Genomic DNA, 14,001 nt, shown 5'->3' with positions numbered 1-14,001 from the left:
GGTAGATGGCCTTTTTTTCCGTTCCGTTACATTTTAATCTCCAGCAGCTCGTACTTCAGAACGCCGACCGGAGCATCCACACTGATGATGTCACCGACTTTTTTGCCAATAAGCTCTTTACCGAGCGGACTTTCATACGAAATGGAGTTTTCCTCCACATTCGCCTCTGCCGGCCCCACGACCCGATACTCGATCTTCTCGTTGAATTCAATATCGTTGAGCACCACAACAGAGCCCACGCTGACCTTTTCCAGGTTTATTTGATTGGCGTCCACCACGCGGGCCGTCTTCAGCATCCGTTCCAGCTGCAAAATCCGGGTCTCCATAAAAGCCTGGTCTTCCTTGGCGGAATGATATTCGCTATTCTCCTTCAGATCTCCGTAACTGATGGCAACCTTCAGCCTTTCGGCGAGCTCTCTCCTTTTGGTGCCCTTGAGCTCACGAAGCTCCTCTTCCAGCTTCGCCAGGCCTTCCTTCGTTAAAATCGTTTCCTCATTGCTCATTCGTTACACCCCCTTGCGCTCTTACCTTCTATTTTACCCGATTCCCTTTCGTGTTTCTATTCGTTATATGGAAAAGATGAACGTTTACGAAGGTTCCGAGCAGCATGTACAACATTCTGAGCCATCTCCTATGCACCCATCTGCGCGATATTTAACCAAGAAAAGCGCCCGCCAATGCTCCGGCAATGACCACGGCCCAGGGCGGTAGCTTCCAGAAAATCAGCATGACGAAGAGGATGGCTGCTATTGCAAAATCCAGTGTTCCCCGGATGGCGCTCGTCCATATCGGATCATAGAGCGCAGCGAGCAATATCCCGACCACGGCGGCATTTACTCCCGTCAGCGCTCCCTGGGCCCGGGGAAGACTGCGGATGAGCGTCCAGAAAGGCAGGGCGCCGCCAACGAGCAAAAAAGCAGGCAAAAATATAGCCAGTGTGGCGACCAATGCTCCCTGCCAGCCGTCCGCGACAGTGCCGATATATGCGGCGAACGTAAACAGCGGGCCGGGAACGGCCTGGGCAACTCCATAACCGGCCAGAAACTGCTCCCCGCTGACCCAGCCGGACGGTACAGTTTCCCTTTCCAGCAGCGGCAATACGACATGTCCACCGCCAAACACCAGCGACCCTGCTCTGTAAAGGCTGTCGAACAAAGCAAGCCGGAAAGACGGAAATGTCTCCCGAAGCAGCGGCAGCAGGAACAGCAGCGCCGCAAATATAAGAAGACAGGCTGCGCCAGCCTTGCGACTGATAGGCGTTTGCACCTCTGCAATGGCCGTCGCGTTCGTACTGCGGTACAGAACTAAACCTGCGATTCCGGCGGCAAACACAACAATCAGCTGGCTTAAAGCCGTTGGCCACAGCAGAACTATTACGGCGGCCAGAATGGCAACCGTCGCCCTGCTGCGGTCAGGTGCCAGCTTCTGCCCCATCCCCCATACAGCCTGAGCGACAATCGCCACCGCCACCAGTTTCAATCCGTGGATCCAGTCGGCATTCAGGGTATCCGTTCCCTGTATCAGGTAAGCGAACAGCGCCATGACTACAGCCGAAGGCAGGGTGAAACCGATCCAGGCGGCGAGCGCCCCGATCCAGCCCCCCCGGAGCAAGCCGATGCCTATCCCCACCTGACTGCTTGCAGGGCCGGGCAAAAATTGACACAGCGCGACCAGATCGGCGTAGCTTTGTTCATCCATCCATTTTCGGCGGCGGACATACTCGTTATAAAAATAGCCCAAGTGGGCGACAGGACCTCCGAAGGAGGTCAGACCCAGCTTGGCGGACACACCCAGAATCTCCAGCCATGACTTTATATTGTTCATCTCTTTAGTCGTCACTCCAACTCATTCTTTTCTGCTCAGTAGTGAACCTCGCTGTTCTATTATCGCTGCTTTTTGTTTATAATGTTGTCGGTTTCCATCATCACAATATCAATTCTGTTTCACAATTGTCCGAATTTGATTGCTCTCTCCCTTTGACGGCAGTCCACAATCGCCTTCTCTGGCCCACGCGGTACCGATACTACTTTACAGCACAGCAAAAAGGCCGCCAATAAGGCGACCATACCTTTAAACTAATCCCGGCTGCGCAGCTTGGCCAGCAGACGGATAATCTCCACATATAGCCATACGAGCGTGACCATCAGGCCGAAGGCCCCGTACCACTCCATATATTTCGGAGCCCCTTGCTGCGCTCCGCTTTCGATAAAATCAAAGTCCAGTACAAAATTCAATGCCGCAATAATGACGATGACCACGGAAATTCCGATGCCGATCAGACTGTTATCATGCAGGTAAGGAACCGATATTCCAAACAAACCAAGGATAAAGCTCAGCAGATAAACGATAGCAATCCCTGCCGTAGCAGCAAATACGCCGAGCTTGAAATTCTCCGTCGCCCGGATCATGCGTGTTTTGTACGCGATCAGGAGAGCGATGAATACACTGATGGTGATCAGGGCCGCCTGCATGGTAATGCCATAATAGAGCGTTTCGTAGGTTGCGGAGAGCGCCCCCAGGAATATTCCCTCAGCCACCGCATAGACCGGAACCAGGTACTGTGCGGCCGAAGGCTTAAAGCTGATGACTAGTGCCAAAATAAAGCCCGCCACAGCGCCGCCGATGGCCAAACCTCCGACGTTATAACCGTTGAAGTACATCGTCCAGGATACAATAGCCGCCGCTATAAGCAGGGCAAGCGTCATAAACGCCTTGTTTACCGTACCGCCAATCGTCATCGGGTCATGTGCAAAGTCATGGCGGTCAAAAGTGTTATCATTCAAAGTCGGATTGCCACTGCGTCCAATCAAGATAATCCCCCTACAAAGTCATTTTTTTTCAACTTTATCATAGACTAAACCATTGCCAAAGTAAAAACCTGGTAATTCAAGGCATGTACATTTGCTCTCTAAAGATATATCCAAAGGTTTCGCATCCGTAATATGACTTAAGTTGCTCTTTTTCGAGTACATTTGCTTAAACACGTAACTCCGGCCCAAAATTTAAGCCGCCGGTATGATTCAAACTTGCAAGCTGTTCTCCGATAATAACTAAATATGTGGATACGGTTTATACTCATTCCACCATACCTATACACTTTACAGGAGGGAAATCATGAACTGGTATGTATCGGTTTTAAAAAATTACGTGGGCTTTCAGGGAAGGGCGAGAAGAGAAGAATACTGGATGTTCGCTCTTGTTAATGCTGGAATTATCCTGATACTTTCCGTGCTGCAATCCTTGATCGGCCTTGGTCAGATTTTGACCACGATTTATGGCCTGGCCGTTATGCTGCCACACTTGGCCGTGGGCGCCCGCAGACTGCATGACACCGGAAGAAGCGGCTGGTGGCTCCTGCTCATTCTGATTCCTCTCGTTGGGTCCATTATTCTCATCGTGTTTTTTGTTCAAGACAGCCGATTTGGGGACAATCAATACGGACCTAACCCAAAACACGGAGCTAGTCCAAATCTGAAATTCTAAACAGAGACCGCAGAGCTGTAATCTAAAATAAAGGGCCCTCCCAGAGTCATCTTCGGATGACTTATGGGAAGGCCCTTGTTTTGATGATCTATTCTTTATCCATGATCAGCTCAACCGGAAAATGTACCCCGGTCGATGCAAACTTCACATCTTTCTTGGTCGCATATTGATACTCCTCTTTTCGCAGCACGGATAACTTTCCGTTGTCCTCCAGGATCGCATACTTTATTTCGTCAATGTTGAAGATGTCCTTTTCCCGCAGGGCCTGATTGAGCGAATCGAGGGTATATCGCACTTTCTTCATATTATCTTCAAGAATTTTCCCTTCCTCAATCAGAACCGTAGGCGATCCCGAAATCCAGTTTCTCCATTTCCGGCTCTTCAGCGCCAGGACGGATAACAGCAATGATGCCAGGGTAAACACAATTAAAGCAAGTATAAAATGCCTCCAGTTAATGGACTCGTTAAAAGACATGTTGGCGGCAACGGCACCCACGGTTATACTTGTTACAAAATCGAGAAAGGTCATATTTGAAATCGTCTGTTTGCCCAAAATCTTCGCGATGAACAAAAGCAACACAAGAGCAGCAGCGGTTCTTATCAAAATTTCCAGATATGCGTTCATGCTACGAACACCTCCTTGTATTACAATTTCCAAATTAATGAAGGTGTATCCACAGCCGCTTGATCCCGCTAAGGAGCTGATCTATATGTTTAGTGAACAGGAAAAGGAAGCATTGTACAAAGTCATTTATACACGGAGGGATATCCGGACGTTCTTGGACAAGCCTGTTCCAGAGGACTTGATCCACAAAATTTTGCAGGCTGCGCATCATGGTCCGTCGGTAGGCTTCATGCAGCCGTGGAATTTTATTCTGGTGACCGGCGAAGATACCAAGGCACGCTTGGCCTGGGCGGCTGATAAAGAAAGGAGAGCGCTGGCCATTCATTATGAAGACCAGAAGCAGGAGCAGTTTCTTAACCTGAAGGTGGAAGGAATTATGCAGGCGCCGCTTACGATCTGTGTGACATGTGATCCCACACGCGGCGGCTCTCATGTGCTGGGCCGGAACTCCATACCCGAAACCGACGTGATGTCCACGGCATGCGCTATCCAGAATATGTGGCTGGCGGCTTGTGCGGAGGGTCTGGCGCTCGGCTGGGTTAGCTTTTACAAGAAAAACGATGTACGGGACATCTTAAACATTCCGCCCCATATCGACCCGGTCGCCCTGCTGTCTGTCGGTTATACGGAGCATTATCCATCCAGACCGATACTGGAGACCGCCAATTGGGAAAAGAGGAGAACATTGCAGGATCTGATCTATCACGAGCATTGGAGAAGCGCAAATGCAACATAATATTCATGTACGCCGACCTCATTTTACGGTAAAATAGTTCGGTAGAATTCTGGAATCGGCAGAAGGATATGCTAACTTAAGCAGGCTGAACCTGCATTTACTGGAGGCTTAAAAAGTTTAGAACATGCACAACGAATCGCAATCCAGCATCAAAATTGTAACAGCCGATCCAAGCGCCATCGGTCTGTTCGGACTGGCCATCGTTACGCTCGTCGCTTCCTCCCAGAAGCTCGGCTTAACGGATGGACTAAGTCTCGTCATCCCATGGGCGCTCTTTCTTGGCGCTTGCGCCCAGCTCTTCGCCTGTATCCATGACGCGAAGCATAACAATACCTTTGGCATGACCGCCTTCGGGGCATACGCATTTTTCTGGTTTGCTACTGCAGGAAGCTGGCTGATCAAGCTGGGGGTATTCGGGCCGGAGCTGGCATCCAGCGCGGACGGCAAGCAGCTCGGATTTGCTTTTGCCGGTTATCTTGTCTTCACGCTGTTCATGACCATCGGAGCGATGGAAACACACAAGGTGTTATTCTTTATTTTCGTATTAATCGACCTGCTGTTCCTGGGTCTGACGCTGGATGCCTTCGGGGTCGTTCCCGAAGTATTCCATACACTGGCAGCTTATTCCGAATTAGGAATCGCACTGCTTTCGCTTTATGGAGCGGGTGCAGCCGTGTTGAATACGCATTTTGGCCGGGTGTTCCTGCCGGTTGGCCGCCCCTTTGGCATCTTTAAGCCGCGTTCATAATAGAAACATTCCGAGCCGTTCAATTGCGCCGATCCGCGATTGAGCGGCTTTTTCCCCCTTGACTCTCAAGTATACTTTAGACTTTATAATCGAACCGAAAGGAGGATTGGCATGTACACCATTGGACAACTGTCGCAAAAAACAAACATTCCTATCAGCACATTACGTTATTATGATGAGCTCGGAATCCTGAAGCCTGCTCAGGTGGCCGATTCGGGTTACCGGTACTATTCGAATGAGGAATTAAGGATACTGCATCATATCACAGCCTTGAAAGAGCTGGGCTTCACACTCTCCGCCATCAAGGAGCTGCTGGCTGCCGAGAAGAGCGATAAAGAATTCAGATGGAAAGCTTACCTGGAATTTGAGCTTGAAGCCATCGCCAAACAGAAGGACAGGCTTGATGAATTGGAAAAGCTGCTGCAGACGACCAAATATGCGTTGGAGATGAAAGGAGAGATCGAGCCGGAGGATATCTTTTTATTCATTCAGGCTATGCGGACACCAGCGGGCATTCGGGAATCATTCCTTGCCAAGCATTTCACAGAGCGAGAAAGCCGAATTATTCGTAACCTTCCGAACTTGAACTCGGACGACCCACGCTCCATGCAATGGGCCAAATTGGTGCGTGCAGCCAAGGATCATCTTCATGAGCCGCCTTCATCTGAAATGTCGCAGAAGCTTGCCAGGCAGTTCGTAGAGATTTCTATGGATTGGTTCGAGCAGGACGAGCAATTGATCGAGAAGTATTGGGCACTCATTCGTCCAGAACAGGATGAACAGGCGAAAGTATTCGGTATGGACCGGGAGGTCATGGATTATATCGACAGCATTGTGGATTGGTATCTTGCGAACGTACAGAAGGAGAGTATGCATGAAAAAGGAAAAACAGATTAGCTCAACAAGAGCTTGGAGTTATGTCATTGCAGGTGGCCTGCTTGAAATTGTATGGGCAAGCGGCTTTAAATACGAGAGCATCCCGAGCATTGTTGTTCTCGCATCCCTCATTGCCAGCTTCGAGCTGATCATTACGGCCGCTAAGGTTCTGCCAGTAGGTACGGTGTATGCCGTCTTTGCAGGTATGGGGACACTTGGCACGACACTGGTGGAGATCGTTTTATCCGGCAAGGCCGTCAGTCCGCTGAAGATCGGATTCATTTTGCTGCTGCTCGTCTGTATTATCGGCCTGAAACTGACGGCTAAAGGAGGCAAAGCCTGATGGATTGGCTGCTGCTTATCGGAGCAGGACTGCTGGAGGTCATAGGTGTGATCGGGATCCAGCGTGTTGCCCATAAAAATAACTGGACCAATAACCTCATTCTGATCGCCGGTTTTATACTCAGCTTCATGCTGCTTTCCAACGCCATGGCGACCATCCCATTGGCTACGGCTTATGCCGTGTGGACCGGTATTGGCACCGTGGGTGCTGCAATTGTTGGCATGTTCTTTTTCCATGAGTCGAAAAGCTGGCTCCGGCTCCTGTGCATACTTGGCATCATTGTATCTGTTGTCGGCTTAAAGTACTTCGGTTAATAGTCTATAGCTTTAAAATAGCGATAGATCTTTTCCAGCTTTTCCTTGTGTTTTCCTTTCGGATTCTCCATACCGCACAAAAAAAGCTATGCCCCCAATCATAGTGGGAGGGGCATAGCTTCTTTTTCAAACTTTTTTGTTTTCTCTATAATCAACTTCGCCAGGTTTTACTTGATCCCGTTCTCAGCTTCCCATTGCGCTATTTCTTCCCGCACCCGTGGTGCTACCTCGGTTCCCAGCAGCTCAATCGCACGCATTACATCCTCATGGGGCATAGTGCCGAGCGGAACATGCAGCATGAAGCGGGTAATGCCTACGTTCTTGCGCAGATCAATGATCTTGCGGGCAACGGTGTCCGGATCCCCTACGTACAGCGCCCCTTCGGGGCTGCGTGCGGCATCATAGGTGGCTCTGGTATATGGGCCCCAGCCCCGCTCTTTCCCAAGCTGGCTCATGACCGCCTGGGTAGGCGGGAAAAATTTCTCCACAGCCGTCTCCAGATCATCCGCAATAAATCCGTGTGAGTGCGACGCCACCGGCAGCAGGGAGGCGTCATGTCCGGCATGGGCGGCTGCTTTCTTATACAGCTCCACGAGCGGCTCGAACTGAACCGGTCTGCCGCCGATGATCGCCAGCACGAGCGGCAGACCGAGCAGGCCGGCGCGGATGACGGATTCCGTATTGCCCCCACTGCCGATCCACACCGGCAGTGGATTCTGTACCGGGCGCGGATACACACCCAAATTGTTGATGGCTGGACGATGCCCGCCTTTCCAGGTCACCTTCTCGGACTCCCGCAATTTCAGGAGCAGCTCCAGCTTCTCGTCGAACAGCTCGTCATAATCATTCAGATCATAGCCAAAAAGTGGGAACGATTCGATAAAGGAGCCGCGACCTGCCATAATCTCCGCCCGTCCGTTGGAGATGCCGTCCAGTGTGGCGAAATCCTGAAACACTCGCACCGGATCGGCGGAAGACAGCACTGTAACCGCGCTGGTCAATCTTATGCGTGTCGTCTGTGACGCAGCCGCAGCCAGCACCACGGCAGGTGAGGATGCCGCATAGTCCTGACGGTGATGCTCACCCACCCCATATACATCCAGCCCCACTTTATCCGCAAGGACTATTTCTTCAACCACCTCACGAATGCGCTGCGCATGACTTATAAGCTCACCGGTTGCAACATCTGGCGTTGTTTCTACAAATGTGCTAATCCCTATTTCCACTGAACTGTCCCTCCTGGTTCATATCCTTTTTTAGCAAAAGCTTGCCGAAAGATAACATTAAATCGAATATCTTTATATTGAACCATTTTCCGCAACTTTGCAAGTCCTTCTGTTTGTGATCCAACGAAAAGAAGAGTGCCCAACAAGGCACTCTTTAATTTCAACTATTCAATTTGTCAAATCCCTGCTGCATTGTGGAGATGACATCATCACACCATTGATCAAACTCCGGGTCTTCCTTCTGGAATTCGGGATGGGCCAGGATGTACTGAACTGTCCGCTTGATCCCCTGATCGAGACGGGTGGTGGCAGCAAAGCCGGGAACGAGCCTTTTTAGCTTCGAATTATCAAAAACAACGGAATTCGCCTTGTCCCCCAGCAAAGAGCCTCTGAGATCCTGCTTGCTGCAAGCAGCCAGGAATACGGATGGAACATGCACTGCGTTCAGCTTGACACCGAGCGCATCAGCAATGATTTCATAAATCTGATTCCAGGTCACCGTCTCGTCCGAAGTAATATGAACGGTTTCCCCGATCGCATGAATATTACCTAACAGTCCAATAAAACCCTTGGCAAAATCGCTGTTATGCGTCATCGTCCACAACGAAGTTCCATCGCCGTGAACAATAACGGGTTTATTCTCCAGCATGCGTTTGGCCACCTGCCAGGAGCCATTGCTTCCATGAACCCCAAGCGGGATGGAACGTTCGTCGTAGGTATGGCTTGGTCTTACAATCGTTACCGGAAAGCCGTGATCACGATACTGATTCATTAAATACTCTTCGCAGGCAATCTTGTTTCTGGAATACTGCCAGTATGGATTGGACAAAGGCGTTCCTTCCGTGATTCGGTAATCGGACAAAGGCTTTTGATACGCAGAAGCCGAGCTGATAAATATAAACTGTTTTGTTTTTCCCCGAAACAGGCGGTAATCACGTTCTACATGGGCGGGCTCAAAACCGATAAAATCAACCACTACATCAAAATTCAGGCTTTCAATCAGCAGGGCTACGTAGTATTCATCATTAATATCCGCCTGAAGGATATGCGCCCCCTTCGGCAGCAGCTCATTCCGGCTACCCCGATTCAGCAAATATAGCTCGACCCCTTGCTTCAATAGCTGCCTGGTGATCGCTGAGCTGATCGTTCCCGTCCCTCCGATAAACAGCGCTCTCACAACTGCACCTCCCAGAATGAATGAAATGAGCCAGATGAAAACTTATATGCTTAATCTTTTTTTACCATACCACGTGTACCCGGCAATCACAATTTTTTCAAAAAGCGGCTTAACTCCTTCTTTGGGGTCCGAAGCGTCGTTCCTCCAAATTTACGGTGTCCACTGATCGTGCACGATTCCTACAAGCGCATGATCCGGTCCGATCTTCTCGAAGACCAGACGCAGACTGCGCCAATCCATCCCGTCCGCTCCGGGATCGGTACCCCTAATATAGTAGTCCACAAAATCATATTGATCGGCAGGATATACCTCGTTCAGGTTGTTGATCGTCGTGCCCTCTCCAAGCACCTTGTTGACCGAAATCTCAGCGTCCTCCAAAAAGTCCACATCGTAGACAAACTGCTTATGATACTCCGCATACGGCATCTTGATCAACTCTCCGGAACCTGCAAACGTGCGCCATACACGCTCCGTAGGGTCTTTCATCAAACCCTCAAGCTCATCCCGCTTGAATACAAGGTCTGTTTTGGTATCGACATAAGCATAGGGCGAGAAACGGACCCCTTTCTCGGCATGGGCCCATGCCGCAATCTGGCTCATATCCCCATTTTTAAGCGATCTCATTACTGTCGTTGCCGCTTCCGTTACAGTCGGAGGCTGCCCCTCCAGGTCATCCAGCGGCTGATTTTGTGACGGCTCCTGCGGCTCTTGCACCTGCTCCTGAGGTTGCTCCTCCGCCTGCTCCTGGGGTTGCTCCTGCGCCTGTTCCTGAGGTGGTTTCTGTTTCTGTGGCTCCGTAGCGGCTTCGGGCGATCCGCTGCAGGCGGCCAGCAGAAGAACAACGGTCAGTACGGCCATCCAGCTTATGTTTTTAATCATCATTAACTCTCTCCTTCGCGGTCGGTCTTCCTTAACAGACGGATTATACCACAAAAAGGTTCCGCTTCCATTTCAGATCCTTGCAAATGATGTGATATCAATAGATGTACTCTCCGATGCGAACATGAACCTGAAGAGTTGAACGCTCTCCACCTAAAGCCATACGCTTTTGAGGAGAGGGCTTCTCGCCTTCATTGACAAAAAAGGGCAGTCCTCAAGTCATTTTGACCTGGGGACTGCCTTTTTAAAGAATGTCGAGACCGCCCACCTGTGGCATGGACATCACTCTTTATCCTGTTTATTGGCGACGATGGCGCAGAAGCAGCATGATAAAAAATGGAGCGCCTATTGCCGCTGTGAATACGCCTGCCGGAATATCCAGCGGCTGAAACAGCGTTCGTCCCGCGGTGTCAGCCAGCAGCAGCAGCAAAGCTCCAACCAGTGCAGCAGCCGGCAGCAATCCGCCATACGAAGGACCGACAAGCCTGCGTGCGATATGGGGCCCGAGCAGGCCAATGAATCCGACGGCTCCAACAAGCGCAACCGCTGACCCGGCCAGCGCCACAGTAATAAGAAGCAGTCCAAGGCGCTGCCGCTGCACAGCTGCGCCCACGCCAGCCGCCACATGCTCTCCCAGCTCATGCACGTTCAGATGCCGTGCCCCTGTCATCGCCAGCGGTATGAACAGCAAGGTCCACGGCAACAGAGTCAGCACCTGCTCCCATGAAGCTCCGTACACGCTGCCGGCCAGCCAAATATACGCCTTGCTGGCGGTAGTGATCGAGCTGAAGGACAGCATGAACATGGTCAATGAGCTTGCCCCGGCCGAAATACCGATGCCGATCAGTACGAGACGGATCGGCGATACCCCGTTCTTCCAGGCAAGGGCATAGATCATGCCTGATACAAGAGCCGCGCCGGACATGGCGGCGACCGGCAGCCAGCGAATGCTGAGATCGCCACCCGAAAAGGCAATAAAAGCAACAGCGGCGACGGATGCGCCACCAGTCATCCCCAGCACATCCGGTGAGGCGAGCGGATTGCGGATTACTCCCTGAAGCACAGCCCCGGCGACACTCAGTCCTGCTCCCGCCAATATAGCCAGTACAAGCCGTGGCAGGCGCAGCGTACCGATGACGAAAGCAGAATCGCCCTTATAGCCAACAAGCGTACGCAGCACCTGCAGCGGCGATTCCCATTTGCTGCCCAGGCAGGCTCCCAGCACGAATGCAGTCAGCAGGAGGAGCGTCAAGGCGAGCAGCGTCAGGGCCGTCCGCTTGTCTGCAAGTATGGACACCCTCTCCCGGCTGCTGCGAATCGGAATGAGACGGCTCATCCTGCTGCCTCCTTCCCGCGAAACCCGGTACGGGCGATGTAGATGAAGAACGGCATGCCGATCAGCCCGGTTACGACACCAAGCGGAAGTTCTCCTGGCTGTACCGGAAAACGGGCGACAATATCAGCGGCGAGCAGCAGGATTGCCCCAAGCACGGCACTGTAAGGAATGATCCAGCGATAATCGGTTCCGGCCAGATAGCGGGCAAAATGCGGCATGACCAGGCCAACGAAGCCAATCGCTCCAGCCGCCGCCACCGCACTGCCGGCGAGCAACACGACCGCTGCCGCGGCAACCGCCTTGACCAGCACAATGCGCTGTCCGAGGCCTTTCGCCACATCCTCGCCGGAGCTAAGTACAGTCAGCGGATAACCTAGCGCCAGCGCCGCAATACCACCGGTGATCATGTATGGCAGCAACTGCTGCAGTAGCGGCAGCTCTTTGCCGGCAACCGAACCCGCAAGCCAGAACAGTACATTTTGCAGACCTGATTCGTCCAGCGCAAGTACACCCTGGGTGATTGCACCGAATAATGCGCTCAGTGCAGAGCCGGCCAGCACGAGGCGAATTGGCGCCAGACCGCCGCCCCCCAGCGAACCGAGCGCATATACAAGCAGCGCTGCTGCTGCAGCGCCTGCAAAGGCCGCCCATACCAGCTGCGACAGCGAAGACAGCGGCAGGAGCGTGAGAGCCAGCACAACCGCAAGCACGGCGCCGGCATTGATGCCGAATAGCCCCGGCGAGGCAAGCGGGTTGCGTGTGAGCGCCTGCATTAGCGCCCCGGCGGCCGCCAGCGCTGCTCCGACTGCCAGTGCAAACGCAGCGCGCGGCACACGCGTAGTCATGATGATAACTTGCTCATTGTCGGCCGGGTTGTATTCGACGAGCGCCTCCAGCGTTTTGGACGGAGCGATTGACGTCGTTCCGAGTGCGATGCTGGCGATGAAGGCGACTGCCAGCAGCAGTAGTGCAGCCGCAAGGCCGAGCAGCTTGCTGCCGTTACGTTGCAAAAGTGGCTTCACGGTGATCCTCCCCTATATCATGTTGCAACAACTGGCGACAAAAGCGAAAAATGCAGAAGCGGCAAGCCGTATCGGCCGCCGCTATCCGCAGCAACAGCAGCGTTTCCGTAGAATACCGCTTAGCTTTTTCTGCTGCTTGCCGCTCATTAATCCAGTTCGTAAAACTCCTTAAGATCCTTAAGCATCTCTTCCGCCGCCAATGGACCTGAGCCGTTATTCCAGACAGCCGTATCGACCTGGTAGACACGGTTCGCCTTTACTGCCTTGAGATTCTTCCAGAGCGGGTGCTCTGTCCACTCCTTACGCAGGTCCAGTCGGCCATCATCCCGGTCTGTGCTCGTCTGATCGAAAATGATGTCAGCATCCATTTGCGGAATATTTTCCTTCGATACCAGCTTAACTCCCCAATCCTCACCCTTTTGTACCTCTGGACGCGCAATTCCGAGCTCGTCCAGCACAAGTGCCGAGAAGCCGCTGTAGACAATGCGGGCATGGTCAGCGCGGAAATCGACAATACTAACCTGCTGATTTAACTTGTCCCCCATCTTCTCCTTGAAATCGGCAACCTCGCTCTCCCAACGCTGCACAAACGCCTGCTCCTCAGTCTTCTTGTTCAGCGCATCGGCTGTCAGTGCCAGCGAGTCCTTCCAGATATGCACTTCCTCTGTCATGACCGTCGGTGCGATGGCGCTGAGCTGATTGTAGATTTCCTCGTGCCGGGTTTTGGAGGCGATAATCACATCTGGTTTAAGGGCGGCAATCTCCTCCAGATTGGGCTGATTCTCCGAGCCGAGATTCACGACACCGTCCATCCGGTCGCGGATGTAGTTATACCACGGCTTTTCAATCCACGCCTCGACAGCACCAACAGGCTTGACATCAAGCGCCAGCGCTGCATCTGTTGCCCCCTGGAACAAGGTGACGACCTTCTGCGGCTTGCCCTTGATGACAGTCTCGCCCATCGCATGCTGGATGGTTCGCTCTTCTCCCTCATTCGCTGCGGCAGAGGCTCCCTGTTCCGTCGAAGACGATCCTGCCTGCGCACTTGGCGACGATGAAGCTTCGCCGCTGCCGGAGTTTGCAGTATTCCCACCGCCCTGACCGCATCCGGCCAACACTGCCAGCACAAGCAGACAGGCGGTAAGCATAACTCCGGAGCGTCTCCGAAGTCTTTTGTGGAACAAGCTAAGCATGAATATGACACTCCCCTTTTTATATCTTAGCCTTAATTGATAT

16 protein-coding genes are annotated in these 14,001 nt (G+C 52.3%); 6 read left to right on the top strand and 10 right to left on the bottom strand.

Features of this window, described 5'->3' with window-relative positions:
• Window positions 1-26: 26 nt before the first annotated feature.
• From greA to ACE5LO_RS13455, 3 genes are all read right to left on the bottom strand, one after another.
• Entirely contained in the window at window positions 27-503 is a 477-nt protein-coding gene (greA, locus tag ACE5LO_RS13465; protein ID WP_375520539.1) for a transcription elongation factor GreA, read from the bottom strand.
• Between the two features lie 151 nt (window positions 504-654).
• The gene (gene chrA / locus ACE5LO_RS13460) at window positions 655-1,824 is read right to left on the bottom strand and encodes a chromate efflux transporter (RefSeq protein ID WP_375520538.1); all 1,170 of its coding nucleotides are present in this window, start codon (window positions 1,822-1,824) and stop codon (window positions 655-657) included.
• A gap of 251 nt (window positions 1,825-2,075) precedes the next feature.
• Window positions 2,076-2,810, bottom strand: coding sequence for a Bax inhibitor-1/YccA family protein (locus ACE5LO_RS13455; protein WP_375520537.1), 735 nt, complete (start codon window positions 2,808-2,810; stop codon window positions 2,076-2,078).
• Window positions 2,811-3,114: 304 nt separating this feature from the next.
• Here ACE5LO_RS13455 and ACE5LO_RS13450 point away from each other — a divergent pair, with 304 nt between their 5' ends.
• Window positions 3,115-3,483: a DUF805 domain-containing protein gene (locus tag ACE5LO_RS13450; RefSeq protein ID WP_375520536.1), complete on the top strand. Its 369-nt coding sequence runs from the start codon at window positions 3,115-3,117 to the stop codon at window positions 3,481-3,483.
• 88 nt (window positions 3,484-3,571) lie between these two features.
• Here ACE5LO_RS13450 and ACE5LO_RS13445 read toward each other — a convergent pair whose 3' ends face one another.
• Window positions 3,572-4,108, bottom strand: coding sequence for a DUF421 domain-containing protein (locus ACE5LO_RS13445; protein ID WP_375520535.1), 537 nt, complete (start codon window positions 4,106-4,108; stop codon window positions 3,572-3,574).
• Between the two features lie 85 nt (window positions 4,109-4,193).
• Here ACE5LO_RS13445 and bluB point away from each other — a divergent pair, with 85 nt between their 5' ends.
• From bluB to ACE5LO_RS13420, 5 genes are all read left to right on the top strand, one after another.
• The gene (bluB, locus tag ACE5LO_RS13440; protein WP_375520534.1) at window positions 4,194-4,844 is read left to right on the top strand and encodes a 5,6-dimethylbenzimidazole synthase; all 651 of its coding nucleotides are present in this window, start codon (window positions 4,194-4,196) and stop codon (window positions 4,842-4,844) included.
• 124 nt (window positions 4,845-4,968) lie between these two features.
• Window positions 4,969-5,592: an acetate uptake transporter gene (locus ACE5LO_RS13435; protein ID WP_375520533.1), complete on the top strand. Its 624-nt coding sequence runs from the start codon at window positions 4,969-4,971 to the stop codon at window positions 5,590-5,592.
• Between the two features lie 111 nt (window positions 5,593-5,703).
• Window positions 5,704-6,489, top strand: coding sequence for a MerR family transcriptional regulator (locus tag ACE5LO_RS13430; protein ID WP_375520532.1), 786 nt, complete (start codon window positions 5,704-5,706; stop codon window positions 6,487-6,489).
• Window positions 6,467-6,811 (top strand): DMT family transporter, encoded by a 345-nt coding sequence (locus ACE5LO_RS13425; protein ID WP_375520531.1) that lies wholly within the window; start codon window positions 6,467-6,469, stop codon window positions 6,809-6,811. Before ACE5LO_RS13430 ends, ACE5LO_RS13425 begins: the two co-directional genes overlap by 23 nt.
• Window positions 6,811-7,125: a DMT family transporter gene (locus tag ACE5LO_RS13420; protein ID WP_375520530.1), complete on the top strand. Its 315-nt coding sequence runs from the start codon at window positions 6,811-6,813 to the stop codon at window positions 7,123-7,125. The genes ACE5LO_RS13425 and ACE5LO_RS13420 overlap by 1 nt, the downstream gene beginning before the upstream one ends.
• A 167-nt stretch (window positions 7,126-7,292) precedes the next feature.
• On the opposite strand, the gene ACE5LO_RS13415 is transcribed toward ACE5LO_RS13420, so the two are convergent.
• The 6 genes from ACE5LO_RS13415 to ACE5LO_RS13390 form a co-directional block, all read right to left on the bottom strand.
• The gene (locus ACE5LO_RS13415) at window positions 7,293-8,351 is read right to left on the bottom strand and encodes an LLM class flavin-dependent oxidoreductase (RefSeq protein WP_375520529.1); all 1,059 of its coding nucleotides are present in this window, start codon (window positions 8,349-8,351) and stop codon (window positions 7,293-7,295) included.
• A 160-nt stretch (window positions 8,352-8,511) separates the two neighbouring features.
• Entirely contained in the window at window positions 8,512-9,528 is a 1,017-nt protein-coding gene (locus ACE5LO_RS13410; protein ID WP_375520528.1) for an SDR family oxidoreductase, read from the bottom strand.
• Between the two features lie 150 nt (window positions 9,529-9,678).
• A complete protein-coding gene (locus ACE5LO_RS13405; RefSeq protein WP_375520527.1) occupies window positions 9,679-10,410 on the bottom strand; it encodes a hypothetical protein in 732 nt (243 codons plus the stop codon).
• Window positions 10,411-10,705: 295 nt separating this feature from the next.
• The gene (locus ACE5LO_RS13400) at window positions 10,706-11,743 is read right to left on the bottom strand and encodes a FecCD family ABC transporter permease (RefSeq protein WP_375520526.1); all 1,038 of its coding nucleotides are present in this window, start codon (window positions 11,741-11,743) and stop codon (window positions 10,706-10,708) included.
• On the bottom strand, window positions 11,740-12,765 hold the full coding sequence (locus ACE5LO_RS13395; RefSeq protein WP_375520525.1) for a FecCD family ABC transporter permease: 1,026 nt from the start codon (window positions 12,763-12,765) through the stop codon (window positions 11,740-11,742). Before ACE5LO_RS13395 ends, ACE5LO_RS13400 begins: the two co-directional genes overlap by 4 nt.
• A gap of 146 nt (window positions 12,766-12,911) precedes the next feature.
• Window positions 12,912-13,958 (bottom strand): ABC transporter substrate-binding protein, encoded by a 1,047-nt coding sequence (locus tag ACE5LO_RS13390; RefSeq protein WP_375520524.1) that lies wholly within the window; start codon window positions 13,956-13,958, stop codon window positions 12,912-12,914.
• Between the last annotated feature and the right edge of the window lie 43 nt (window positions 13,959-14,001).

Origin of the sequence: Paenibacillus medicaginis (assembly GCF_042138635.1) — a bacterium.
Lineage (GTDB): Bacteria > Bacillota > Bacilli > Paenibacillales > Paenibacillaceae > Paenibacillus > Paenibacillus medicaginis.
Note: the sequence above shows the minus strand (reverse complement) of the source record. Positions and strands in the feature narration are given on the sequence as shown.

Bases quoted from the DNA above. Each gene is read 5' to 3' on its own strand.
- greA (WP_375520539.1), bottom strand. From the start codon at position 503: ATGAGCAATGAGGAAACGATTTTAACGAAGGAAGGCCTGGCGAAGCTG.
- chrA (WP_375520538.1), bottom strand. From the start codon at position 1,824: ATGAACAATATAAAGTCATGGCTGGAGATTCTGGGTGTGTCCGCCAAG.
- ACE5LO_RS13450 (WP_375520536.1), top strand. From the start codon at position 3,115: ATGAACTGGTATGTATCGGTTTTAAAAAATTACGTGGGCTTTCAGGGA.
- ACE5LO_RS13445 (WP_375520535.1), bottom strand. From the start codon at position 4,108: ATGAACGCATATCTGGAAATTTTGATAAGAACCGCTGCTGCTCTTGTG.
- bluB (WP_375520534.1), top strand. From the start codon at position 4,194: ATGTTTAGTGAACAGGAAAAGGAAGCATTGTACAAAGTCATTTATACA.
- ACE5LO_RS13435 (WP_375520533.1), top strand. From the start codon at position 4,969: ATGCACAACGAATCGCAATCCAGCATCAAAATTGTAACAGCCGATCCA.
- ACE5LO_RS13430 (WP_375520532.1), top strand. From the start codon at position 5,704: ATGTACACCATTGGACAACTGTCGCAAAAAACAAACATTCCTATCAGC.
- ACE5LO_RS13425 (WP_375520531.1), top strand. From the start codon at position 6,467: ATGAAAAAGGAAAAACAGATTAGCTCAACAAGAGCTTGGAGTTATGTC.
- ACE5LO_RS13420 (WP_375520530.1), top strand. From the start codon at position 6,811: ATGGATTGGCTGCTGCTTATCGGAGCAGGACTGCTGGAGGTCATAGGT.
- ACE5LO_RS13405 (WP_375520527.1), bottom strand. From the start codon at position 10,410: ATGATGATTAAAAACATAAGCTGGATGGCCGTACTGACCGTTGTTCTT.
- ACE5LO_RS13400 (WP_375520526.1), bottom strand. From the start codon at position 11,743: ATGAGCCGTCTCATTCCGATTCGCAGCAGCCGGGAGAGGGTGTCCATA.
- ACE5LO_RS13390 (WP_375520524.1), bottom strand. From the start codon at position 13,958: ATGCTTAGCTTGTTCCACAAAAGACTTCGGAGACGCTCCGGAGTTATG.